This is a genomic window from Pseudomonas sp. S3E17, assembly GCF_024168685.1.
GTDB classification, from domain to species: Bacteria; Pseudomonadota; Gammaproteobacteria; order Pseudomonadales; family Pseudomonadaceae; genus Aquipseudomonas; species Aquipseudomonas marginalis.
The window spans coordinates 5,209,552-5,232,805 of the sequence record NZ_JALJWE010000001.1; the positions used below are offsets into that span (position 1 = coordinate 5,209,552).

Sequence of the window (23,254 nt, forward strand, 5' to 3'; positions counted from 1 at the left end):
ACAGTTGAGCCCTTGTATCCTGTGGCTCTTGGCCGAAAGTCTTAGTGCAGGGCCCTTGACACCTGTGACTGCCCAGTCTTGTAGGGACTTTACGACACGAGTATCCTCGGCGGTCCGTCGACCAACAGTAAAAGCGGAATGCCGATATGTCTGATTTGAAAACTGCCGCTCTCGAATATCATGCCCATCCTCGTCCAGGAAAGCTGAGTGTAGAGCTCACCAAAGCCACCGCCACCGCCCGCGACCTGTCGCTGGCCTACAGCCCTGGCGTGGCCGAGCCCGTACGTGAAATCGCCCGCGACCCCGAACTGGCGTACAAGTACACCGGCAAAGGCAACCTGGTTGCAGTGATTTCCGATGGCACCGCGATTCTCGGCCTGGGTAACCTCGGCCCACTGGCCTCCAAGCCAGTCATGGAAGGTAAGGGCGTGCTGTTCAAGCGCTTCGCCGGCATCGACGTTTTCGATATCGAAGTCGACTCCGAGAGCCCGCAGGCTTTCATCGACACGGTCAAGCGCATTTCCATCACCTTCGGTGGCATCAACCTGGAAGACATCAAGGCACCTGAGTGCTTCGAGATCGAAAAGGCCCTGATCGAGCAGTGCGACATTCCGGTATTCCACGATGACCAGCACGGCACCGCGATCGTCACCGCGGCCGGCATGATCAACGCCCTGGAAATCGCCGGCAAGACCCTGGCTGACGCCAAGATCGTGTGCCTGGGCGCCGGCGCTGCGGCCATCTCCTGCATGAAGCTGATCGTGAGCATGGGCGCCAAGCTGGAAAACATCTATATGGTCGACAGCAAGGGCGTAATCCAGTCCGAGCGTACCGACCTGAACCAGTACAAGGCGATGTTTGCCCACCCGTCCTCCAAGCGTACCCTGGCTGACGCCCTGAACGGTGCCGACGTGTTCGTCGGCCTGTCCGGCCCGAACCTGCTGAGCGCTGAAGGCCTGAAGTCCATGGCGGCCAACCCGATCGTGTTCGCCTGCTCCAACCCTGATCCGGAAATCGCCCCGGAACTGGCCCACGCCACCCGCGACGACGTGATCATGGCCACCGGTCGTTCGGATTACCCGAACCAGGTCAACAACGTACTGGGCTTCCCGTTCATCTTCCGTGGTGCCCTGGACGTTCGCGCCAAGCGCATCAACGAAGAGATGAAAGTGGCTGCCGCCAACGCCCTGCGTGAACTGGCCAAGCTGCCTGTGCCTCAGGACGTGTGCGATGCCTACGGTGGCGCCAAGCTGGAATTCGGTCGTGAGTACATCATCCCGAAACCAATGGATAAGCGCCTGATCACCCTGATCTCCGATGCCGTGGCCAAGGCCGCGATCGAGACCGGTGTGGCCACCCTGCCGTATCCGAAAAACTACCCGCTGCAAAGCGTGGATGATGTGTTCAACGGCTAAGCCGTTGTAGCGCACCAACCAAAAGCCCCGGCTCTCGCGAGTCGGGGCTTTTTGCTGGGGTGGCGATTAACTTGTGTCCTGTGGAGATCAAATGTGGGAGGGGGCTTAAGGTCCAGGTTAGAACAGATCGATCGGCGCCGCCTCATCCGCCGGCAGCGGGCTGCCCGGTACGACACCGTTGCCCAGCTCATTGACCGATGGCGGCGTGTCTTCGCTCTTGAACAGTTCGAAGTACGCATTCGGCGTGCTCGGCGAGGCCGCGCGGCCACTGACCGGGTCGATCCGCAGGCTGAGGATGCCTTCCGGCTCCGGTTGGGTGTGCAGCGGCTTGTCCTTCAAGGCCGCGCCCATGTAGCTCATCCAGATCGGCAGCGCGACGGTGCCGCCGAACTCGCGGCGGCCAAGGCTTTCCGGCTGGTCATAGCCGGTCCACACGGTGGTCACGTAGTCGGCGTTATAGCCCGAGAACCAGGCATCCTTGGATTCGTTGGTGGTACCGGTCTTGCCCGCGATGTCCGCGCGCCCCAAGGCCAGGGCGCGACGGCCGGTGCCTTTCTTGATTACGTCTTCCAGGATGCTGTTGAGGATATAGGTGGTACGGCCATCCACAATGCGCTCGGCCACGGCGGGTGCCTGTGGTTCGGTTGCAGCGGGGGTGGTAGTTGGCGCGGTTCCAGGGGTCGGCTCGATGGTGATACCGCCATTGCCTGGCGCCGCCAGGCCATCCGTTGCGGCGATGCCGTTGACCACATCACCCGGCACGCGTGGCGGGTTGGCGGTGAACAGGGTGTCGCCGTTGCGGCTTTCGATCTTGTCGATCAGGTACGGCGCGATCTTGTAGCCGCCGTTGGCAAAGGTGCTCCAGCCAGTGGCGATTTCCATCGGCGTGAGGGTCGCGGTACCCAAGGCCAGGGACAGGTTCGGCGGCAGGTCCGACTTGTTGAAGCCAAAGCGCGTGATGTAGTCGATGGTCTTGCCGACACCCATCGCCTGCAGCAGGCGGATCGACACCAGGTTGCGTGACTTGTACAGCGCCTCACGGATGCGGATAGGGCCGAGGAAGGTGTTGGTGTCGTTCTTCGGGCGCCAGACTTTGTCCAGGTACTCGTCGACGAACACGATGGGTGCATCGTTGACCAGGCTGGCGGCGGTGTAGCCGTTATCCAGGGCGGCGCTGTAGATGAACGGCTTGAAGCTCGAGCCTGGCTGGCGCTTGGCCTGGGTGGCCCGGTTGTAGTTGCTCTGCTCGAACGCGAAGCCACCCACCAGGGCGCGGATTGCACCGTTCTGCGGGTCCAGCGATACCAGTGCGCCCTGGGCCAGCGGCACCTGGCTGAATTTCAGGCTGTCGTCCTTCTGGCGTTGCACGCGGATCAGGTCACCCACTTGCGCGACATCCGACGGTTGCTTCGGCATCGGGCCCATGCTGTTGGTGTTCAGGAACGGGCGCGCCCATTTCATGCTGTCCCAGGCCACGTGGGCTTCGCCGGTGCGGGTCAGCACCTGCACGCCATCTTTCTTCACCTGGGTGACGATGGCCGGTTCCAGGCCGCTGATCGCACGCTGTTTGCCCAGCTCGGCCGTCCAGGCGCTCAGGGTCTTGCCTGGCAGGCGCGACTCAGGGCCTCGGTAGCCGTGGCGCTGGTCGTAGGTGATCAGGCCGGAATGCACGGAGTCATTGGCGATTTCCTGCAAGTCGCTCGGAACCGTCGTGGTCACGCGGAAGCCTTCGGTGTAGGCCTCGCTGCCGTAACGACCGACCATCTCCGCACGCGCCATTTCAGCGATATACGGGGCATTCACTTCCGGCGTCGGCACGTGGTAGCTGGCGTTCAACGGCTCGGCAACCGCACTTTCATAGGCGGCCTGGTCGATCTTGCCCAGCTTGTACATGCGCCCCAGGATCCAGTCGCGGCGCTCTTTGCTGCGCGCCGGGTTGGCCAGGGGATTGAAGCGCGAAGGGGCCTTGGGCAGGCCGGCAATCATCGCCATCTGCGCCAGGCTGGCGTCACGAATCGACTTGCCGTAGTAGACCTGCGAGGCAGCCTCGATCCCGTAGGCACGGTTGCCCAGGTAGATTTTGTTGACGTACAGCTCCAGGATCTCGTCCTTGGTCAGCTGACGTTCGATCTGCAATGCCAGCAGGATTTCAGTGGCTTTGCGGGAAAAACTGCGCTCGCTGGTGAGGAAGAAGTTCTTCGCCACCTGCATGGTGATGGTGCTGCCGCCGGATTGAATGTGTCCGCTTTTTACCAGTTGCGTGGCCGCACGCACCAGGCTGCTGGGGTCGACGCCATAGTGGTTGGCAAAATTATCGTCTTCGGCCGACAGCAATGCGCTGATGAAATTAGGTGGAATGTCGGCAAAACGAATCGGTGTGCGGCGCATTTCGCCGAACTCCGCGATCAGCTTTTCATCGCTGCTGTAGACCCGCAAAGGAATCTGCAACTGGATACTTCTGAGGGCCTCTACGGAGGGTAAACCCGGACTAAGGTAGAGGTAGGCCCCGCTGAGTACGAGCAGCAGCCCGCAGACGATCGCGACAATGGAGTACCCGAAAAACTTCAGCAGACGGATCAAGGCTTTTGGATTTCCAGAGAAAAGAATGGGTTACGCGTCGGGGCATGCATGGCAAACGATGGATCGACCCGAGCTGCAGATAAAAAGCGGGGAAAAACGCTGGGCATTAAAGCATTTTTCGCCTTGGGGCGTCATTCGCGCCGGCTCAACAAGTCGACCGAATGCAGGGCTTCCGGCGGCAATCAGGCGTTAAGACAGGGAAAGCTTTGGGGAGTTTTATGGGAAAGGGATTTTTCAGGCGCAAAGTCGACACCGTCCTTGGCGTCGACATCAATGAAGCAGGGATCAAGCTGGTAGAACTGAGCTGTTCGGCCAACCGTTACACCGTGCAGGGCTACGCCATACAGGCGCTGCCGGCCCAGGCGGTGGTCGACGGCGTCTGGCTGGACCTGGAAGGCATAGGCCATGCGCTGTACATGGCGCTGTCCCGGCTGCGCACGTCGGCCCGGCAGGCGGCGGTCGCCGTTTCCGGTCCTTCGGTCATTACACGGGTCATTGAAATGCAGGCTGGGCTTGGCGACGACGAAATGGCCCTGAGGATCCAGGTGGAGGCAGAGCAATACATTCCCTACCCGCTGGACGAGGTGGCGCTGGACTTTCAGGTCCAGGGGCCGTCGACGCACGATCCCGCGCGGGTCGAGGTGTTGCTGGCCGCGTGTCTCAAGGAGCACGTGGAGGTCCGTGAAGCCGTGTTGGGCCTGGCGGGGCTGGTGCCCAGGGTGGTGGATGTCGAAGGGTTTGCATTGGCGCGCGCTTGCCGTCAGGATTTCGCCAGCTTTACACCGGGCCATCGAGTCGATGGTGCCCAGTGGATCGTGGATGCCCCTGGGATGGGAGTCGCTTGCGGGTTGGCCCTGAGGAGTTTCGCTGGATGACACGAATCAATCTTTTGCCTTGGCGCCAGGCGCTGGCGGAGCGCAGGCGTAAATATTTCCTGATACTGCTGGTGGCGTTTGCCTGTGTGGCGCTCGCGACGGTGTGGCTGGCGGACCAGGTGATCGACCAGGCGATCGACCGGCAGGTGACGCGAAACGATCATGTGCGCAAGGACGTCGGCGTCCTGGACTCGCGTATCCAGACCATTGATGACCTCCAGGTGCAAAGCCAGCAACTGGCGGAGCGCATGAAAGTCGTGCAGGACCTGCACGATAATCGCTCCGCCGGTGCACAGCTGCTGGATCAGTTAGCCCGTGCGGTGCCCGACGGTGTGCATTTGCATGAGGTCGTGGCGAAAGGCGATACGGTGAGTATCAGCGGCAGTGCTGAGTCCAGCCAGGATATTGCCCAACTGATGCGTCGCCTGGAGGCATCCGAAGGCGCCCACGCCACTCGCCTGCAGCATGTACGAACCGAAGGCGCTCGCGGCAACAATGAATTCCAGTTGATGGTGCGCCAGGGAGAATCTTCCGAGGCCCAGCCATGAGCCGGTCCTGGCTCGAATTTTCCGCGCTGACTCACAATGCTGCCAAATGGCCCTTACCTGGCAGGATCTTGCTGGGCTGTGCGCTGGCCGGCGTGGTGATGCTGTTGGGCGACCTTGTGTACCTCAGCCCGTCGCGGGAGCGCTTGCGCGAGGTCGAGGTGCAGGAAGTGGGCTTGCAGCAGCAACTCGCGGAAAAGGCCGTCCTGGCTGCCGATCTTGAAGAGCGGGCTCGCCAGGTCCAGCTTATGCAGGAGAAGGTCAGCGGGCTTTTGCAGCAAATGCCCGAAGAGTCCGAAATGCCCGGCTTTCTTGAGGACATCGCCAGGATGGCGCTGGCCAACGGTTTGGTGATTGAGAGCGTCACTCCGCTGGATAAGCTGTCTCGGCCGTTCTATCACGAACAGCCCGTTCGCATCGGCGCCACCGGTACCTATCACGACCTGGCGACGTTTGTGAGTGCCCTGGGCGGCCTTTCGCGAATCACCACGGCGCACGATATTGCCATGCGTCGGGATGGCAAGCTGCTGCACCTTGATCTGCTGGCCAAGACGTACTGGCATGAGCGACAAGGCATCAAGCGGGACGCGGCTGTCATAGAAGGGCAACCCTTTGTATACGGCGCTTCTGGTATTCGTGACCCGTTCCAGCCCATTGCCCTGCAAGTCGACCGCGCGCCAGGGCGGACTGTCGCTGCCCCGGACCTCGCTCGCCCGCGTGAAGCCTTGGAAGGCCACCCAGTGGATCAGTTCGAGATGGTCGGCACGTTGTCCCGTGGGGCGCAGACCTTCGCCTTGCTGCGCCAGGCCTCAACCGTGCATCGCCTGGCAGTCGGCGACTATCTGGGGCCGGATCATGGTCGAGTCACAGCGATTCATGACGGCCATATCGAACTGATCGAGTTATTTCCCGATGAACAGGGGGCATGGCTGGAGCGCCCGCGAACCCTCGTGCTAAACGTCAACTCATAACGGAATCAAACAATGAAAAGGACTTTCTCGTCCTTCGGTGTGGCGCTATGGATAGCGTTCATGGCACCGATGGCTGCTGCTGTGCCCAATCGTGTGGACCTGATCCAGCTACCGCCTCCCGGCAGCGCGGTTTCGGGCGCCTATGGCGGGGACAAATTGAACCTCAACTTCCAGGACATCGGGCTGCGCGCTGCCTTGCAGCAAATCGCCGACGTGGCGGGCCTCAATCTGGTGGTCGGCGATGACGTACAGGGCTCTATCACCCTGCGGCTCAAAGACGTGCCCTGGGATCAGGCGCTGGACCTGGTGCTGCAAACCAAAGGCTTGGATAAGCGGATAAAGGCTGGTGTCTTGCTGGTGGCGCCGGCCGAGGAGTTGGCTGCACGGGAACTGCTGGCGCTTGAATCACGCAAGCAGATGGCCGACCTGGCGCCGCTGCGCCGTGAGCTACTGCAAGTCAACCACGCCAAGGCGGCAGACCTGGCCAAGCTGTTTCAGTCGGTGAGCGGCTTTGAAGGCACGACCGATGAGCGTGGTTCAGTGGCAGTGGATGACCGCACCAATAATATCATTGCCTACCAGACCGGCGAGCGCCTGGAAGAGTTGCGGCGGATCGTGGCGCAACTGGATGTGCCGGTGCGCCAGGTGATGATCGAAGCGCGGATTGTCGAGGCCAATGTCGACTACGACAAAAGCCTGGGCGCGCGCTGGGGTGGGCGGCTCACTCGCGGGAATTGGGCTGCCGGGGGTATCCAGAAGCCTTTGCCGGACGGTGCCCAGGCGCCGGAAAACGTGCCCGGCTCGCCATTTGTCGACCTGGGTTCACTCACGGGTACATCAGGCCTGGGCATTGCCTTCATCACCGATAACCTCCTGCTGGACCTGGAATTGACCGCCATGGAGAAAACCGGCAATGGCGAAATCGTCTCGCAGCCCAAGGTGGTCACTTCCGACAAGGAAACCGCGCGCATTCTAAAGGGCACCGAAATTCCCTATCAGGAATCCACCTCTCAAGGTGCTACCTCGGTGTCGTTCAAGGAGGCGTCCCTGTCGTTGGAGGTCACGCCGCAGATCACCCCCGATGACCATGTGATCATGGTGGTCAAGGTCACCAAGGATGAGCCCGACTATCTCAACAAACTCAACGACGTACCGCCGATCAAGAAAAACGAGGTGAATGCCAAGGTGCTGGTCAAGGATGGCGAAACTATCGTCATCGGCGGGGTTTTCTCCAATACCCAAAGCAAAGTGGTAGATAAAGTGCCATTTTTGGGCGATGTGCCGTATCTTGGCCGCCTTTTCCGGCGCGATGTGCTGGCGGAGAAAAAATCCGAGCTGCTGGTATTCCTGACTCCGCGTATTATGAATAACCAGGCGATTGCTGTGAGTCGTTGATTCTGTGCGAAATTTGATTCTTGTAGGACCGATGGGGGCTGGAAAAAGCACCATCGGCCGATTGCTGGCCAAAGAGCTGCGCCTGCCATTCAAAGATTCCGACAAGGAAATTGAATTGCGCACGGGTGCCAATATCCCATGGATCTTCGATAAGGAAGGCGAGCTGGGCTTTCGCGACCGCGAGCAGGCGATGATTGCCGAGCTGTGCGGCTGCGATGGCGTGGTATTGGCCACCGGCGGCGGCGCGGTGATGCGCGATGAAAATCGGCGGGCGTTGCATGCCGGTGGTCGGGTGGTCTATCTGCATGCGTCGGTCGAGCAGCAGGTGGGGCGTACCGCCCGTGATCGCAATCGTCCTTTGCTGCGCACGGCGAACCCGGAAAAAACCTTGCGCGACCTGCTCGCGCTGCGCGATCCGCTGTATCGGGAAATCGCCGATCTGGTGGTGGAAACCGATGAGCGGCCGCCTCGGATGGTGGTTCTCGACATTCTCGAGCGCCTGCAACGGCTGCCACCCCGTTAAAGCCAGGCCCGAAATGCGCTATTCTCGGCGGCGCGCTATCACCCTGCGGGGTGTGGCGTAGAGCCATCAGGCAACGTCAGATCTCGACGTTACCGGTCGTCAATACATCTTCAACGCGGGGACACATGCAGACACTTAAGGTCGATCTAGGCGAGCGCAGCTACCCGATCCATATTGGCGAAGGTCTGCTGGACCAGCCCGAATTGCTGGCCCCGCACATCGCCGGGCGGCAAGTGGCAATCATCTCCAACGAGACGGTCGCGCCGCTGTATCTTGAGCGTCTGAGCCGCAGCCTGGCGGCGTACTCAGTGATCTCCGTGATTCTGCCCGATGGCGAAGCCCACAAGAACTGGGAAACCCTGCAACTGATCTTTGATGGCCTGCTGACCGCACGCCATGACCGCCGAACCACCGTGATTGCCCTGGGCGGCGGTGTGATCGGCGACATGGCCGGCTTTGCAGCGGCCTGCTACCAGCGCGGCGTGGACTTTATCCAGGTGCCGACCACCCTGTTGTCCCAGGTCGATTCGTCGGTGGGCGGCAAGACCGGCATCAACCACCCCCTGGGCAAAAACATGGTCGGCGCGTTCTACCAGCCCCAGGCCGTGCTGATCGACACCGCGACCCTCAACACCTTGCCACCGCGGGAGCTGTCGGCGGGCCTGGCGGAGGTCATCAAGTACGGGTTGATCTGCGACGAACCCTTCTTGGCCTGGCTGGAAGAACATGTGGACGCCCTGCGCGCACTCGACCAGGTGGCGCTTACCGAGGCGATTTCCCGCTCCTGCGCCGCCAAGGCGCTGGTGGTGAATGCCGACGAGCGGGAGTCCGGTGTGCGGGCCACCTTGAACCTGGGCCACACCTTCGGCCATGCGATCGAAACGCACATGGGCTATGGTGTGTGGTTGCATGGAGAGGCCGTAGCGGCTGGCACAGTGATGGCATTGGAGATGTCGCAACGTCTGGGCTGGATCAGCGCCCAGGAGCGGGATCGCGGTATCCGCCTGTTCCAGCGTGCCGGTTTGCCGGTTATCCCGCCGGAAGAGATGACCGAGGCGGACTTCCTCGAACATATGGCAATAGACAAGAAAGTGATCGACGGTCGCCTGCGACTGGTGCTGTTGCGCCATATGGGCGAAGCGGTAGTGACCGACGATTATCCGAAAGAGATTTTACAGGCCACGCTGGGAGCGGATTACCGCGCCCTGGCTCAGCTGAAAGGTTAATAAGATCCCGATGACTAGTTTGCATGCCGACGAGGCGTTCCTCGGCCATTACCAGTTAAGCCACGACCCTTTTGCTCCACGGGTGCCTGGTTTCAAATTTTTCCCGGCCCAGCGCAAGCCGGTGCTGGGGCAACTGCACCATCTCGCGCGCTACAGCCAGCTGCTGCTGGTCGTCACGGGCCCGTTGGGCAGCGGCAAGACCTTGCTGCGCCAGGCCCTGGTGGCCAGTACCAACAAACAGTCCGTACAGAGCGTGGTGGTGTCTGCCCGTGGCGCCGGTGATGCGGCGGGCGTGCTGCGTCAGGTAGCCCAGGCGCTGGATGTCGCCACTGCCGAGCCGAATGCGATCCTCAAGCAGGTGGTGCAACTGGGTCTGACCGGCCAGGAAGTCTACCTGCTGGTGGATGACGCCGAGCAGCTCGACGAATCCGCCCTGGAAGCGCTGCTGGCGCTGGCGGCGGGCACGCCGGAAGGTCGCCCCCATGTGTTCCTGTTCGGTGAATCGTCGTTGATCGCCGATCTGGAGCAGATCAGCGGTGATCAGGAGCTGTTCCACGTTATCGAACTGCAGCCGTACGAAGAGGACGAAACTCGGGAATACCTGGCTCAACGCCTCGAAGGCGCAGGGCAGGGCATCGAACTTTTCTCCGCTGCGCAGATCTCTGATATTCACGAAAGCTCCGACGGCTGGCCTGGCACCATCAACCAGGTCGCCCGCGATGCCATGATCGAAGCCATGATTGCCAGCCGCTCTGCGGTCAAGCGTCCAAAGATGGGGTTCACTATGCCTAAGAAGCACGTATTGGCAATTTCCGCCGTTGTCGTGGTTGCGGTTGCCGCCGCCTGGTTGATTCCGGGTCGCAGCAAGGCACCGACCACCGCCGGTGCGCCAACCGAACAGGCGCAGTTGCCACTGGGCAAGCCCACGCCGAATGTCGAGTTCGCCAATTCCGGTCAGCCGACCAACCTGCCGATGGTGGGCCAGCCGGTGATGCGTGGCCCGCTCGCCGAAGAAGCCGGTGGTATCTCCGAAGGCGACGACGGTGTGCCGGTGGAAGGCTCCAGCGCCACACCGCCGACCGTGACCACTACTGCGCCACCTGCCGGCGTCCCCGCAGGTACGCCAGCGACACCTGTGGCGCCAGCCGCCAAGCCGACCCCGGCGCCGACCGTTGCCACAGCCAAGCCTGCGGCGCCAGTGGCGAAGCCGGCTCCGGCGCCAGTCGCCAAACCGGCCGAAAAGCCGGCAGCCACCGTCGCCAAGGCCGGCAGCAGCTGGTACAGCAGCCAGCCCACCGGCAACTTTGTCGTGCAGATCCTCGGCACCAGCTCCGAAGCCAACGCCCAGGCGTTCGTGAAAGAGCAGGGCGGCGAATACCGTTATTTCAAGAAAGTGCTCAACGGCAAGCCTCTCTACGTGATCACCTACGGCAGCTTCCCAAGCCGTGCCGCAGCTGATTCCGCCATCAAAGCCTTGCCAGCGAAGGTTCAGGCTGGTAAACCTTGGCCTCGCACTGTCGCCAGCGTTCAACAAGAACTGGCAGCAACTCGCTGAAGATCCGGCGGCCTTACCCAGGCCGCCCTCCCGGCACCTCAAAAAAGATCGCAAGGCGTGCAGCCCCTCCAGGCCGCGCGCTTTGTGGTGTCTGCGTTACAGTAGCTTTTGAGTCGTAGCGGTCAGAATTAAAAAAGTTTTGACTAGCACAGCATATCGCTTTAAACCTTTCATAAATGCGACATAGATTTGCGACATTTCGTCGCTAAATTTGTGAGCGTTCGTGTCGGTGTGTACAATGACCTCCCTTTTGCCCCCGCTAAGCCGGCGTACGTTCGGCGTGGAAGGTAACCGGTTGAATTGAAAAGAAATTTGCCTCGGTATAAGAGGCAGCCTGGTGAGAAAGTGTCTATGAAAGCAGGTCTGTACCAACCCGATGAATTCAAGGATAACTGCGGTTTCGGCCTGATAGCCCATATGCAGGGCGAGCCCAGTCATACCCTTTTGCAAACGGCCATCGAGGCCCTGACCTGCATGACCCACCGCGGTGGGATCAACGCCGACGGCAAGACCGGTGACGGTTGCGGCTTGCTGATTCAAAAGCCCGACCAGTTCCTGCGCGCGGTCGCCAAGGAGCATTTCTCGGTCGACCTGCCCAAGCAGTACGCCGTAGGCATGGTGTTTTTCAACCAGGACCCGGTCAAAGCCGAAGCCGCTCGCGAGAACATGAACCGCGAGATCCTCGCCGCCGGCCTGCAACTGGTCGGCTGGCGCAAAGTGCCGATCGACACCAGCGTGCTCGGCCGCCTGGCCCTGGAGCGCCTGCCGCAGATCGAACAAGTGTTCATCGCAGGCGACGGCCTGAGCGACCAGGACATGGCGATCAAGCTGTTCACGTCCCGTCGTCGCTCGTCCGTGGCCAACGCCGCCGATGCCGACCACTACATCTGCAGTTTTTCCCACAAGACCATCATTTATAAAGGCCTGATGATGCCGGCGGACTTGACCGCCTTCTATCCAGACCTGAGCGATGAGCGCCTGCAAACCGCCATTTGCGTGTTCCACCAGCGCTTCTCCACCAACACCCTGCCGAAATGGCCGCTGGCCCAGCCATTCCGCTTCCTCGCCCACAACGGCGAGATCAACACCATCACCGGCAACCGCAACTGGGCCGTGGCCCGCCGCACCAAGTTCGCCAACGATTTGATGGACCTGGAAGAACTCGGCCCGCTGGTCAACCGCGTGGGTTCCGACTCCTCCAGCATGGACAACATGCTCGAACTGATGGTCACCGGCGGCATCGACCTGTTCCGTGGCGTGCGCATGATCATTCCGCCTGCGTGGCAGAACGTCGAGACCATGGACCCGGACCTGCGTGCATTCTACGAGTACAACTCGATGCACATGGAGCCGTGGGACGGCCCGGCCGGCGTGGTCATGACCGACGGTCGCTACGCGGTGTGCCTGCTCGACCGTAACGGTCTGCGCCCGGCCCGCTGGGTCACGACCACCAACGGTTTCATCACCCTGGCCTCGGAAATCGGCGTGTGGGACTACAAGCCGGAAGACGTGATCGCTAAAGGCCGTGTAGGCCCTGGCCAGATCCTCGCCGTGGACACCGAAACCGGCCAGATCCTCGACACCGATGCCATCGACAACCGCTTGAAGTCCCGTCACCCGTACAAGCAATGGCTGCGCAAGAACGCCCTGCGCATCCAGGCGACCATGGAAGACAACGACCACGGTTCGGCGTTCTACGACATCGACCAGCTCAAGCAGTACATGAAGATGTACCAGGTCACGTTCGAAGAGCGCGACCAGGTGCTGCGCCCGCTCGGTGAGCAAGGCTACGAGGCGGTCGGCTCCATGGGCGATGACACGCCGATGGCCGTGCTGTCCCAGCGCGTGCGCACGCCGTACGACTATTTCCGCCAGCAGTTCGCCCAGGTGACCAACCCACCGATCGACCCGCTGCGCGAAGCCATCGTGATGTCCCTGGAAGTCTGCCTCGGTGCCGAGCGCAACATCTTCCAGGAGTCGCCTGAGCACGCCTCCCGTGTGATCCTCAGCTCGCCGGTCGTTTCCCCGGCCAAGTGGCGTTCGCTGATGACCCTGGAACGCCCAGGTTTCGACCGCCAGATCATCGACCTGAACTACGACGAGAGCCTCGGCCTTGAAGCCGCTGTGCGCAACGTCGCCGACCAGGCCGAAGAAGCCGTGCGCGCCGGCCGTACCCAGATCGTGCTGACCGACCGCCATATCGCTCCAGGCAAGTTGCCGATCCACGCGTCCCTGGCCACCGGCGCGGTGCACCACCGCCTGACCGAAAAAGGCCTGCGCTGCGACTCCAACATCCTCGTGGAAACCGCTACCGCCCGCGACCCGCACCACTTTGCGGTGTTGATCGGCTTCGGCGCCTCGGCGGTGTACCCGTTCCTCGCCTATGAAGTGCTGGGTGACTTGATCCGTACCGGTGAAGTACTGGGCGACCTCTACGAGGTGTTCAAGAACTACCGCAAGGGCATCACCAAGGGCCTGCTGAAGATCCTGTCGAAGATGGGCATCTCCACCGTCACCTCCTACCGTGGCGCGCAGTTGTTCGAAGCCATCGGCCTGTCGGAAGAAGTTTGCGAGCTGAGCTTCCGTGGCGTGCCGAGCCGCATCAAGGGTGCGCGTTTCGTCGACATCGAAGCCGAACAGAAAGCCCTGGCCGCCGAAGCCTGGAGCGCGCGCAAGCCGATCCAGCAAGGTGGCCTGCTCAAGTTCGTGCACGGTGGCGAATACCACGCCTACAACCCGGACGTGGTGAGCACCCTGCAAGCCGCCGTGCAGCAGGGCGACTACGCCAAGTTCAAGGAATATACCGCGCTGGTGGATAACCGCCCGGTGTCGATGATCCGCGACCTGTTCAAGGTGAAGACCCTGGATACGCCGCTGGCCATCAGCGATATCGAACCGCTGGAATCGATCCTCAAGCGCTTCGACTCCGCCGGTATTTCCCTCGGCGCCTTGTCGCCTGAGGCCCACGAAGCCCTGGCCGAAGCCATGAACCGCCTGGGTGCGCGTTCCAACTCCGGTGAAGGCGGTGAAGACCCGGCGCGCTACGGCACGATCAAGAGTTCGAAAATCAAGCAGGTTGCCACTGGCCGTTTCGGTGTGACCCCGGAATACCTGGTCAACGCTGAAGTGCTGCAGATCAAGGTGGCTCAGGGCGCCAAGCCCGGTGAGGGCGGCCAGCTGCCGGGCGGCAAGGTCAACGGTCTGATCGCCAAGCTGCGTTATGCGGTACCGGGCGTGACCCTGATCTCGCCGCCGCCGCACCACGACATCTACTCGATTGAAGACTTGTCGCAGCTGATTTTCGACCTGAAGCAAGTCAACCCGCAGGCCCTGGTCTCGGTGAAACTGGTCGCAGAGGCGGGCGTCGGTACCATCGCCGCCGGCGTGGCCAAGGCCTATGCCGACCTGATCACCATCTCCGGCTATGACGGTGGCACCGGCGCATCGCCGCTGACCTCGATCAAGTACGCCGGCGCACCGTGGGAACTGGGCCTGGCGGAAACCCACCAGACCCTGCGCGGCAACGATCTGCGCGGCAAAGTGCGGGTGCAGACCGACGGTGGCCTGAAAACCGGCCTCGACGTGATCAAGGCCGCCATCCTCGGCGCCGAGAGCTTCGGCTTCGGCACCGCGCCGATGATCGCCCTGGGCTGCAAATACCTGCGCATCTGCCACCTGAACAACTGCGCCACAGGCGTCGCCACTCAAAACGAAAAGCTGCGCAAGGATCACTACATCGGCACCGTCGACATGGTGGTGAACTTCTTCACCTACGTCGCCGAAGAAACCCGTGAGTGGCTGGCCAAGCTGGGCGTGCGTTCCCTGGAAGAGCTGATCGGTCGCACCGACCTGCTGGACATCCTCGAAGGCCAGACCGCCAAGCAACAGCACCTGGACCTGACGCCGTTGTTGGGCAGCGATCACATCCCGGCAGACAAGCCACAATTCTGCCAGGTGGACCGCAACCCGCCGTTCGACAAAGGCCTGCTGGCCGAGAAGATGGTCGAGATGGCTTCTTCTTCGATCAACGACGCCAGCGGTGGCGAATTCGCCCTGGATATCTGCAACTGTGACCGTTCCATCGGCGCACGCATCTCCGGCGAAATCGCGCGCAAGCACGGCAACCAGGGCATGGCCAAGGCGCCGATCACCTTCCGCTTCAAGGGCACTGCGGGCCAGAGCTTCGGCGTGTGGAACGCCGGCGGCCTGCACATGTACCTGGAAGGCGACGCCAACGACTACGTAGGCAAGGGCATGACCGGCGGCAAGCTGGTCATCGTTCCGCCCAAAGGCAGCGTCTACAAGACCCAGGACAGTGCCATCATCGGCAACACCTGCCTGTACGGCGCCACCGGTGGCAAGCTGTTCGCCGCGGGTACGGCCGGTGAGCGTTTCGCCGTGCGTAACTCCGGTGCCCACACCGTGGTGGAAGGCACGGGCGATCACTGCTGCGAGTACATGACCGGTGGCTTTGTCGCGGTACTGGGCAAGACCGGTTACAACTTCGGTTCGGGCATGACCGGCGGTTTCGCCTACGTGCTCGACCAGGACAACACCTTCGTCGACAAGGTCAACCACGAGTTGGTCGAGATCCAGCGGATCAGCGGCGAAGCCATGGAATCCTACCGGAACCACTTGCAGCACGTGCTGGACGAGTACGTCGAGGAGACCGGCAGCGAATGGGGTCGTAACCTCGCCGAAAACCTCGATGATTACCTGCGTCGTTTCTGGCTGGTCAAGCCCAAGGCTGCCAACCTGAAATCGTTGCTTTCCAGCATCCGTGCCAACCCGCAGTGATATGCGCCTGAAGAGTTTGATGAGGTTTTAACATGGCTGAACGTCTGAATAACGACTTCCAGTTCATCGATGTCGGGCGCAAAGATCCGAAGAAGAAACTGTTGCGTCAACGCAAGAAAGAGTTCGTGGAAATCTACGAGCCCTTCAAACCCCAGCACTCGGCCGATCAGGCCCACCGCTGCCTGGGTTGCGGTAACCCGTATTGCGAATGGAAGTGCCCGGTGCACAACTTCATTCCCAACTGGCTCAAGCTGGTGGCCGAGGGCAACATCCTCGCCGCCGCCGAGCTGTCCCACCAGACCAACACCCTGCCGGAAGTCTGCGGCCGGGTGTGCCCGCAGGACCGTCTGTGCGAGGGTGCCTGCACCCTGAACGACGGTTTCGGCGCGGTGACCATCGGTTCGGTGGAGAAGTACATCACCGATACCGCGTTCGCCATGGGCTGGCGTCCGGACATGTCCAAGGTCAAGCCGACCGGCAAGCGTGTCGCGATCATCGGTGCGGGCCCGGCGGGCCTGGGCTGTGCCGACGTGCTGGTGCGCGGCGGCGTGACCCCGGTGGTGTTCGACAAGAACCCGGAAATCGGCGGCCTGCTGACCTTCGGCATCCCCGAGTTCAAGCTGGAAAAGACCGTGTTGAGCAATCGCCGCGAAGTCTTCACCGGCATGGGCATCGAGTTCCGCCTGAACACCGAAATCGGCAAAGACGTGACCATGGAGCAGCTGCTCGCCGAATACGATGCCGTGTTCATGGGCATGGGCACCTACACCTACATGAAGGGCGGCTTTGCCGGTGAGGACCTGCCGGGCGTTTACGACGCGTTGGATTTTCTGATCGCCAACGTCAACCGCAACCTGGGCTTTGAAAAGTCGCCGGAAGATTTCGTCGACATGAAAGGCAAGAAGGTCGTGGTCCTCGGCGGCGGCGACACCGCGATGGACTGCAACCGTACCTCGATCCGCCAGGGCGCGAAGTCGGTGACCTGTGCGTATCGCCGTGACGAAGCCAACATGCCCGGCTCGCGCAAAGAGGTGAAGAACGCCAAGGAAGAAGGCGTGAAATTCCTCTACAACCGCCAGCCGATCGCCATCGTCGGTGAAGACCGCGTCGAAGGCGTGAAGGTGGTCGAGACCCGTCTCGGCGAACCGGACGCCCGTGGCCGTCGCAGCCCCGAGCCGATCCCGGGCTCCGAAGAGATCATCCCGGCCGACGCCGTGGTCATCGCTTTCGGTTTCCGCCCAAGCCCGGCGCCGTGGTTTGAGCAGTTCGAGATCCAGACCGACAGCCAGGGCCGTGTTGTCGCCCCGGAACAAGGCCAGTACAAGCACCAGACCAGCAATCCGAAAATCTTCGCCGGTGGCGATATGGTGCGCGGGTCTGACCTAGTGGTAACGGCGATCTTCGAAGGCCGCAATGCCGCCGAAGGGATCCTGGACTACCTGCAAGTCTGACCCTGATCCCAGGTTGAAATGCGATCAAAATGTGGGAGGGGGCTTGCTCCCGATTGCGGTGGTTCAGTGACAGATACTGAAACTGACACACCGCAATCGGGGGCAAGCCCCCTCCCACATTGGTTTTGCAGCGCTTCCATGTCCGCGACAAATTGACCCGATAGACAAAAGGCACCGCTCTTGCCGTGCCTTTTGCGTCGCGCTCTGAGAAAATGCCCGCACTTTTTTTGCGGATGCCGACATGACTGCCCTCAAGAACGACCGTTTCCTTCGTGCCCTGCTCAAGCAACCCGTGGACGTCACCCCCGTGTGGATGATGCGTCAAGCCGGTCGCTACCTGCCGGAATACCGCGCCAGTCGCGCCCACGCCGGCGACTTCATGAGCCTGTGCATGAACCCGGAGTTCGCCTGCGAAGTCACGCTGCAGCCACTGGACCGCTACCCGCAACTGGACGCGGCCATCCTCTTCTCCGACATCCTCACCATCCCTGACGCCATGGGCCAAGGCCTGTACTTCGAGACCGGCGAAGGCCCGCGTTTCAAGAAAGTCATCAGCACCCTGGCCGATATCGAAGCCCTGCCGATCCCCGACCCGCACAAAGACCTTGGCTACGTGATGGACGCCGTCAGCACCATCCGCCGCGAGCTGAACGGCCGCGTGCCGCTGATCGGCTTCTCCGGCAGCCCATGGACCCTGGCCACCTATATGGTCGAAGGCGGCTCGTCGAAAGACTTCCGCAAGACCAAGGCCATGCTCTACGACAACCCGCAAGCCATGCACCTGTTGCTGGACAAGCTGGCCCAGTCGGTCACCTCCTACCTCAACGGCCAGATCATGGCCGGTGCGCAAGCCGTGCAGATCTTCGATACCTGGGGCGGCAACCTGTCCGCGGCGGCGTACCAGGAATTCTCCCTGGCCTACATGCGCAAGATCGTCAGCGGCCTGATCCGTGAACACGAAGGCCGTAAAGTGCCGGTCATCCTGTTCACCAAGGGCGGTGGCCTGTGGCTTGAAAGCATCGCCGACGCTGGCGCGGATGCACTGGGTCTGGATTGGACCTGCGATATCGGCGAAGCCCGTCGTCGTGTCGGTGGCAAGGTCGCGCTGCAAGGCAACATGGACCCGACCGTGCTGTACGCCAAGCCGGAAGCGATCCGCACCGAAGTCGGCCGCATCCTGGCCAGCTACGGCACAGGCAGTGGCCACGTGTTCAACCTCGGCCATGGCATCACTCCGGAAGTGAACCCGGAGCATGCGGGTGCGTTCCTGCAGGCCGTGCACGAGCTGTCTGCGCAATACCACCCGTAATACTCCCGCCTGAATCGGATCCCCCTTTGCCTGGCGAAGGGGGATTCGCTGCGTTTCAGCGTTCGTTAAGTCCTGCCTTGGTAGTGTGGGTGCTTTGGGGTTTCCCCTACAGCCTCCGGTAACTCGCCTCGGTAAAAATCCTACCCGGCTCTTCCTCTCGCCAGTGCATGGCGTTTATTGTCAGGTGATCTCAGGATGAACGCTTCAGCGTATTCAACGAGCCAGAAACTGCTGCATTGGGTTTCGGCTGTCATTATTGTGTGGGCGTTATTGTCGGGTTTTTTCGTGGCGGTATTCAGCGTGCCCGCCTCGGTCAAGGCGTGGGTGGCGTTCTTCAATGTGTCGCTGACCACTGTCTATATTCCGGTGTTTGTCTTGCGGGTCTATTGTTCCTTTGCCCACGGCCTGGACTTTTCCGTCAAGCGAACACTGCAGGAATACCTGGCGTTGCTGGTTCACAAGGCCATGTACCTGGTGCTCGCCGTGGTGTTGGCGACCGGCGTGCTGATGATGGATCGCCCGATCAATATCTTTAACCTGCTCTCCATCGCCCCCCTCGACCACGACCCGGCCCGCATCGCCCTGTATACCCGTGTGCATGTGCTCTCGTGTGTGGGGTTGCTGCTGATGCTGGTCCTGCATATCGGCGCCGTCGTCATGCATGAGCGCCGGGGCAAGCGGGTGATGGCGCGGATGTTGTTCAAGGCGCCGGTTGTTCAAGGGGCGGTCAGCGGCGGCAACTTCGCCAGTTTCAACGCCACCAGCAACGCACCCATCAACAGCGCCACGATAAACGCGCCGATGCCGTTCCATCCGCCGAAGTGCCAGAAGAATCCGCCCGCTGTCCCGGCGATGCTTGAGCCTACGTAATAGCAAAACAGATACAGCGACGACGCCTGCCCCTTGGCTTTCACCGCGCGGCGCCCGATCCAGCTGCTGGCCACCGAGTGGGCGCCAAAGAAGCCGAAGGTGAAGATCAGCATGCCCGGCACCACCAGCCACAGTGGGGTGAACAGGGTCAGGGCCATGCCGCCGAGCATCAGCACGATGGTGGCCCAGAGCACGCGGCGGCGGCCGAGGCGGTCGGCCAGGGAGCCGATTTTCGCCGAGCTGTAGATGCCCGAGAGGTACACCAGCGACAGCAGGCCCACCACGGCCTGGCTCAGGTCATAGGGGTCGGCCAGCAGGCGATAGCCGATGTAGTTGAACATCGTCACGAATGCGCCCATCAGCAGGAAGGCTTCAAGGAACAGCCACGGCAGGCCGGCATCCTTGAAATGCATGACGAAGCCATCCACCAGGCTGCGCGGCTTGAGGCTGCTGGCGCGGAAGTTGCGAGATTCGGGGAGGATCTTCCAGAACACCGTGGCGGCAATCAGCGCCAGGGCGCCGATGATCAGCATTGCGGTGTGCCAGCTGACGAAGTCGATCAGTACACCGATGATCAGGCGTCCGCTCATGCCCCCGATGGCGTTGCCGCCGATGTACAGGCCCATGGCCAGGCCGATGTGCTGGGGGTGGATCTCTTCGCTCAGGTACGTCATCGCCACGGCTGCCAGGCCGCTCAAAGACAGGCCTACCAGCGCACGCATCAGCAGAATCCCTTCCCAGGACGGCATCAGGCCGCTGGCGATGGTCGCCAGCGCGGCGCAAAACAACGCGGCGACCATCACCGGCTTGCGGCCCAGGGTGTCGGAAATCGGCCCGGTAATCAGCAAACCCAGCGCCAGCATCGCCGTGGCCACGGAGAGGATCAGACTGCTCTGCGCCGCATTGATCGAAAACTCGTGGGACAGCGCCGGCATCATCGGCTGCACGCAATACAGCAGGGCGAACGTGGCGAAGCCGCCGGAGAACAGCGCCAGCACCGTGCGCATGAACATCGGTGTGCCTTTTTCGATGTACGCGTCATTGAGCTGCGCCACCACCTCATCCAGGGCGGTGGGCGGGACTTCTTGGGCGAATGGAGCGACAGCAGATTTCACGGAGACCTCGGGGAGGAAAAGCCTGCCAGGACCGGCAATGCAAAAAAGAATATAGCTGGCTAATGATTCTTTCCAATATATTGTTCGACCTGTTTGATAGCTTTTACGACCTAATGAGGCTGGCATGGAACTACGTCACTTGCGGTACTTCATCGCCGTCGCCGACGAGTTGCACTTCGGCCGTGCCGCGCAGGTGCTGGGCATCTCGCAACCGCCATTGAGCCAGCAGATTCAGGCGCTGGAGCAGGAGGTGGGGGCTCGGTTATTCGAGCGGACCAATCGTCGGGTCGAACTGAGCGAGGCCGGACGCTTGTTCCTGCACGAGGCGCGGCTGGTACTGGCCCAGGTCGACAAGGCGGCGGATGTGGCCCGCCGCGCGCAGTTGGGGGAGCTGGGCGAGCTGAAGATCGGCTTCACCTCGTCGGCGCCGTTCAACTCCACGATTCCGCAGGCGATCTTCGCGTTTCGCCAAGCTTTCCCGGCGGTGCACCTGAACCTGCAGGAAATGAGCAGCACCGAAGTGGCCGAATCGCTGGTGGATGAGTCGATCCAGGTTGGGCTGATGCGTCCGCTGCCGCTGCCGGACTCGTTGAGTGTGATCGAGCTGATGCGCGAACCGCTGGTTGCCGTATTAAACGCTGACCACCCCTTAGTGGAGGGCAGTGAGCGTGGCCTGCACCTTGCGCAACTGGCGGAGGAACCCTTTGTATTTTTCCCTCGCACCTACGGCAGTGGCCTGTACGCCCAACTGCTCAACCTGGCCCGTGATGCCGGCTTCAACCCGCACTTCGCCCAGGAAGCGGGGGAGGCGATGACCATCATCGGGTTGGTGGCGGCGGGCTTGGGCGTGTCGGTGCTGCCGGCGTCATATCAACGGATACGGATCGATGGCGTGGTGTATCGCACCTTGCTGGATCAGGAGGCGGTGACGGCGGTATGGCTGGTGCAGCGCAAAGGCGTGCAGACGCCGATGGCGAAGGCGTTTGTGGAGTTGTTGACGCGTAAAGCTGTGATATAGGCATGCATTGAAATACGGCGTTTGGTGAGTCAGATCCCTGATTTGAAGTGGGCTCCAAAATCGTTTTTTCAGATGGGCTGTTCGTAGTTTTCGTATGGGAAAGCTGGAACCCTTCTTGTGCGAATAGCCACTGATCCTGCCGAAGGTTTCGTATTGAAATACCCGATGTGGGGGAGGTTCATATGATCGCAGGTTCTCGAGGCGCTGGACCCACCGCCGCAAGTTTTGAACGCGCTGAGCTTGACTGGTTGCTGTGGCGACTTGGAATACAGGGTGGGGGTCCAGTAACCCGTTCAGGTCAAAGTGGTGGTGGTGGTGGTGGTGGTGGTGGTGGTGGTGGTGGTGGGAGCCGGCAGCGCGTTGGCGCCACCGCGCATCGTGAGGGGCAAAGCCCTATAGGCTATGGGCAGCAGGGACACACGGGAGCAGGCATTCGCCCATACGAGGCAGTTCAACGCCAAGAAACCGGCCCATGCCGAAGTGGCGTTGGGGGGCAGCATCGTCAGTCGCAAAATACACCAGGCCAAGAGCAACGGAACAATGTTCGGGGAAATCCGGGTGCAGGCACCCGTCCAAACGACGCCCACACACGCCAGGGAACTGGTCCTGGCCAGAATGGCATTGGGGCGCAGCGGCATTGTCAGGGGCCAACTACGGCAGGCCCGAATCAGCGAAGCAACCCCCTGGGGAATACCGGTGCAGGCATTCGCCCGAACGAGGCAGATGCTGGTCAGGGAAACAAACCTCAGGCCGTCACGATTAACTATAACGTTAATATAAATATTGGTCAGTTAAGCATAAACACCAATAATGGCAGCAATAGTATGAACGGCAGTAATTTTGGCAACTATGGAAACAATGGTAACAGTGGCAGCAATAGCCGCTATGAAAATCAAGGTGACAACGGTAATAACGGCAATCGCCTGGCTGCCCTGCTGCCAGGCAGCGATAGCGGTCGTCGTATAGGGGTTTGACAAGTCTGTTTCACTTATACGTTATTTTGGAGGTATGACGAGACGCCCTGGATTGAAGGGTCCGTCTGTCACTGTGCGCGTTGTGTTTGTGCAGTGTCGACAGTTTTATTGTTTTCTCATTGCAATTAAGGGTTCGGCAGGCTTGCTGGATCATAATAAACTTCAATTCTGAGTGTGAGGTGTTAGATGAGTTCGACAGGTCAGGTAGGTCAGGCGGCATACGCGGGATACGGTAACTCTTCGGGGGCGGGTAACTACGGTAGTTATGGGAACAATGACAACACCGGGGTGAAGTCTGTTTATGAGAACCACGGCAATAATGGCAATAATAATAATCGTGGGGTGATTGGCGGGAGTGGTAACTACGGCAATTATGGGAATAATGCCAATAGTGGTAATATGAGTAACTATGAAAACCGAGGTAATAACGGTAATAATGGTAACAGTAATGCTGTCGGTGATTACGGTAATTACGGCAGCTATGGCAATAATGGAAATACGGGCGGCGATAGCCGCTATGTCAATAGCGGGAACAACGGAAATAACGGCAACAGTATTCAAATCAGCCAGGAAGGCGGCGGAAGCATTAGTTATTGAGGAACGTGCCGTTATCAATGAACCCTGCCGTGGTCGGC

The 23,254-nt window shown here is 60.9% G+C and carries 17 protein-coding genes and 1 pseudogene; 14 read left to right on the forward strand and 4 right to left on the reverse strand.

All coding sequences use genetic code 11. The features are described from left to right. Window positions 1-146: 146 nt before the first annotated feature. Window positions 147-1,415 (forward strand): malic enzyme-like NAD(P)-binding protein, encoded by a 1,269-nt coding sequence (locus tag J3D60_RS23520; protein WP_027605010.1) that lies wholly within the window; start codon window positions 147-149, stop codon window positions 1,413-1,415. Window positions 1,416-1,532: 117 nt separating this feature from the next. Here J3D60_RS23520 and J3D60_RS23525 read toward each other — a convergent pair whose 3' ends face one another. Then, entirely contained in the window at window positions 1,533-3,995 is a 2,463-nt protein-coding gene (locus J3D60_RS23525) for a penicillin-binding protein 1A (protein ID WP_065940787.1), read from the reverse strand. A gap of 218 nt (window positions 3,996-4,213) precedes the next feature. Here J3D60_RS23525 and pilM point away from each other — a divergent pair, with 218 nt between their 5' ends. From pilM to J3D60_RS23580, 11 genes and pseudogenes are all read left to right on the forward strand, one after another. Next, window positions 4,214-4,870 carry a type IV pilus biogenesis protein PilM gene (gene pilM / locus J3D60_RS23530; protein ID WP_253492988.1) on the forward strand — a complete coding sequence of 219 codons (657 nt, stop codon included), beginning with the start codon at window positions 4,214-4,216 and terminating at the stop codon, window positions 4,868-4,870. After that, window positions 4,867-5,418 carry a PilN domain-containing protein gene (locus J3D60_RS23535; RefSeq protein ID WP_027605007.1) on the forward strand — a complete coding sequence of 184 codons (552 nt, stop codon included), beginning with the start codon at window positions 4,867-4,869 and terminating at the stop codon, window positions 5,416-5,418. Before pilM ends, J3D60_RS23535 begins: the two co-directional genes overlap by 4 nt. Next, on the forward strand, window positions 5,415-6,386 hold the full coding sequence (locus tag J3D60_RS23540) for a pilus assembly protein PilP (RefSeq protein WP_253492990.1): 972 nt from the start codon (window positions 5,415-5,417) through the stop codon (window positions 6,384-6,386). Before J3D60_RS23535 ends, J3D60_RS23540 begins: the two co-directional genes overlap by 4 nt. Before the next feature lie 69 nt (window positions 6,387-6,455). Then, on the forward strand, window positions 6,456-7,781 hold the full coding sequence (locus J3D60_RS23545) for a type IV pilus secretin PilQ (protein WP_253494032.1): 1,326 nt from the start codon (window positions 6,456-6,458) through the stop codon (window positions 7,779-7,781). Between the two features lie 4 nt (window positions 7,782-7,785). After that, window positions 7,786-8,304 carry a shikimate kinase AroK gene (aroK, locus tag J3D60_RS23550; RefSeq protein ID WP_003171222.1) on the forward strand — a complete coding sequence of 173 codons (519 nt, stop codon included), beginning with the start codon at window positions 7,786-7,788 and terminating at the stop codon, window positions 8,302-8,304. Window positions 8,305-8,429: 125 nt separating this feature from the next. Beyond that, window positions 8,430-9,530 carry a 3-dehydroquinate synthase gene (gene aroB / locus J3D60_RS23555; RefSeq protein ID WP_027605004.1) on the forward strand — a complete coding sequence of 367 codons (1,101 nt, stop codon included), beginning with the start codon at window positions 8,430-8,432 and terminating at the stop codon, window positions 9,528-9,530. Between the two features lie 10 nt (window positions 9,531-9,540). Further along, window positions 9,541-11,085 (forward strand): SPOR domain-containing protein, encoded by a 1,545-nt coding sequence (locus J3D60_RS23560; RefSeq protein ID WP_115486467.1) that lies wholly within the window; start codon window positions 9,541-9,543, stop codon window positions 11,083-11,085. 351 nt (window positions 11,086-11,436) lie between these two features. Beyond that, on the forward strand, window positions 11,437-15,882 hold the full coding sequence (gltB, locus tag J3D60_RS23565) for a glutamate synthase large subunit (protein ID WP_253492993.1): 4,446 nt from the start codon (window positions 11,437-11,439) through the stop codon (window positions 15,880-15,882). Window positions 15,883-15,914: 32 nt separating this feature from the next. Next, window positions 15,915-17,333, forward strand: coding sequence for an FAD-dependent oxidoreductase (locus J3D60_RS23570; RefSeq protein WP_027605000.1), 1,419 nt, complete (start codon window positions 15,915-15,917; stop codon window positions 17,331-17,333). Window positions 17,334-17,574: 241 nt separating this feature from the next. After that, window positions 17,575-18,642, forward strand: a complete 1,068-nt coding sequence (gene hemE, locus J3D60_RS23575; RefSeq protein WP_253492995.1) for a uroporphyrinogen decarboxylase — start codon at window positions 17,575-17,577, stop codon at window positions 18,640-18,642. A 195-nt stretch (window positions 18,643-18,837) separates the two neighbouring features. Beyond that, window positions 18,838-19,332, forward strand: a pseudogene (locus tag J3D60_RS23580) (cytochrome b/b6 domain-containing protein); the annotation flags it as partial. Window positions 19,333-19,358: 26 nt separating this feature from the next. Here the strand turns inward: J3D60_RS23580 and J3D60_RS23585 are convergent. Then, on the reverse strand, window positions 19,359-20,627 hold the full coding sequence (locus tag J3D60_RS23585; protein WP_253492997.1) for an MFS transporter: 1,269 nt from the start codon (window positions 20,625-20,627) through the stop codon (window positions 19,359-19,361). A 124-nt stretch (window positions 20,628-20,751) separates the two neighbouring features. Between J3D60_RS23585 and J3D60_RS23590 the strand changes: the two genes are divergently transcribed. Further along, window positions 20,752-21,645: a LysR family transcriptional regulator gene (locus J3D60_RS23590; RefSeq protein ID WP_253492999.1), complete on the forward strand. Its 894-nt coding sequence runs from the start codon at window positions 20,752-20,754 to the stop codon at window positions 21,643-21,645. Between the two features lie 293 nt (window positions 21,646-21,938). On the opposite strand, the gene J3D60_RS23595 is transcribed toward J3D60_RS23590, so the two are convergent. Together J3D60_RS23595 and J3D60_RS23600 are read right to left on the reverse strand one after the other, a co-directional pair. Further along, window positions 21,939-22,145, reverse strand: coding sequence for a hypothetical protein (locus tag J3D60_RS23595; RefSeq protein ID WP_253493001.1), 207 nt, complete (start codon window positions 22,143-22,145; stop codon window positions 21,939-21,941). Between the two features lie 291 nt (window positions 22,146-22,436). Further along, a complete protein-coding gene (locus tag J3D60_RS23600; RefSeq protein ID WP_141696573.1) occupies window positions 22,437-22,622 on the reverse strand; it encodes a hypothetical protein in 186 nt (61 codons plus the stop codon). 183 nt (window positions 22,623-22,805) lie between these two features. Here J3D60_RS23600 and J3D60_RS23605 point away from each other — a divergent pair, with 183 nt between their 5' ends. Next, window positions 22,806-23,216 carry a hypothetical protein gene (locus J3D60_RS23605; protein WP_253493003.1) on the forward strand — a complete coding sequence of 137 codons (411 nt, stop codon included), beginning with the start codon at window positions 22,806-22,808 and terminating at the stop codon, window positions 23,214-23,216. The last annotated feature ends 38 nt before the right edge of the window (window positions 23,217-23,254 follow it).

Excerpts from the sequence above, each read along its gene's own strand:
- J3D60_RS23545 (WP_253494032.1), top strand. The coding sequence starts at position 6,456 with ATGGCTGCTGCTGTGCCCAATCGTGTGGACCTGATCCAGCTACCGCCT.
- J3D60_RS23570 (WP_027605000.1), top strand. The coding sequence starts at position 15,915 with ATGGCTGAACGTCTGAATAACGACTTCCAGTTCATCGATGTCGGGCGC.
- J3D60_RS23540 (WP_253492990.1), top strand. The coding sequence starts at position 5,415 with ATGAGCCGGTCCTGGCTCGAATTTTCCGCGCTGACTCACAATGCTGCC.
- aroB (WP_027605004.1), top strand. The coding sequence starts at position 8,430 with ATGCAGACACTTAAGGTCGATCTAGGCGAGCGCAGCTACCCGATCCAT.
- pilM (WP_253492988.1), top strand. The coding sequence starts at position 4,214 with ATGGGAAAGGGATTTTTCAGGCGCAAAGTCGACACCGTCCTTGGCGTC.
- J3D60_RS23605 (WP_253493003.1), top strand. The coding sequence starts at position 22,806 with ATGAGTTCGACAGGTCAGGTAGGTCAGGCGGCATACGCGGGATACGGT.
- J3D60_RS23590 (WP_253492999.1), top strand. The coding sequence starts at position 20,752 with ATGGAACTACGTCACTTGCGGTACTTCATCGCCGTCGCCGACGAGTTG.
- hemE (WP_253492995.1), top strand. The coding sequence starts at position 17,575 with ATGACTGCCCTCAAGAACGACCGTTTCCTTCGTGCCCTGCTCAAGCAA.
- gltB (WP_253492993.1), top strand. The coding sequence starts at position 11,437 with ATGAAAGCAGGTCTGTACCAACCCGATGAATTCAAGGATAACTGCGGT.
- J3D60_RS23595 (WP_253493001.1), bottom strand. The coding sequence starts at position 22,145 with ATGCTGCCCCCCAACGCCACTTCGGCATGGGCCGGTTTCTTGGCGTTG.
- J3D60_RS23520 (WP_027605010.1), top strand. The coding sequence starts at position 147 with ATGTCTGATTTGAAAACTGCCGCTCTCGAATATCATGCCCATCCTCGT.
- J3D60_RS23535 (WP_027605007.1), top strand. The coding sequence starts at position 4,867 with ATGACACGAATCAATCTTTTGCCTTGGCGCCAGGCGCTGGCGGAGCGC.
- J3D60_RS23560 (WP_115486467.1), top strand. The coding sequence starts at position 9,541 with ATGACTAGTTTGCATGCCGACGAGGCGTTCCTCGGCCATTACCAGTTA.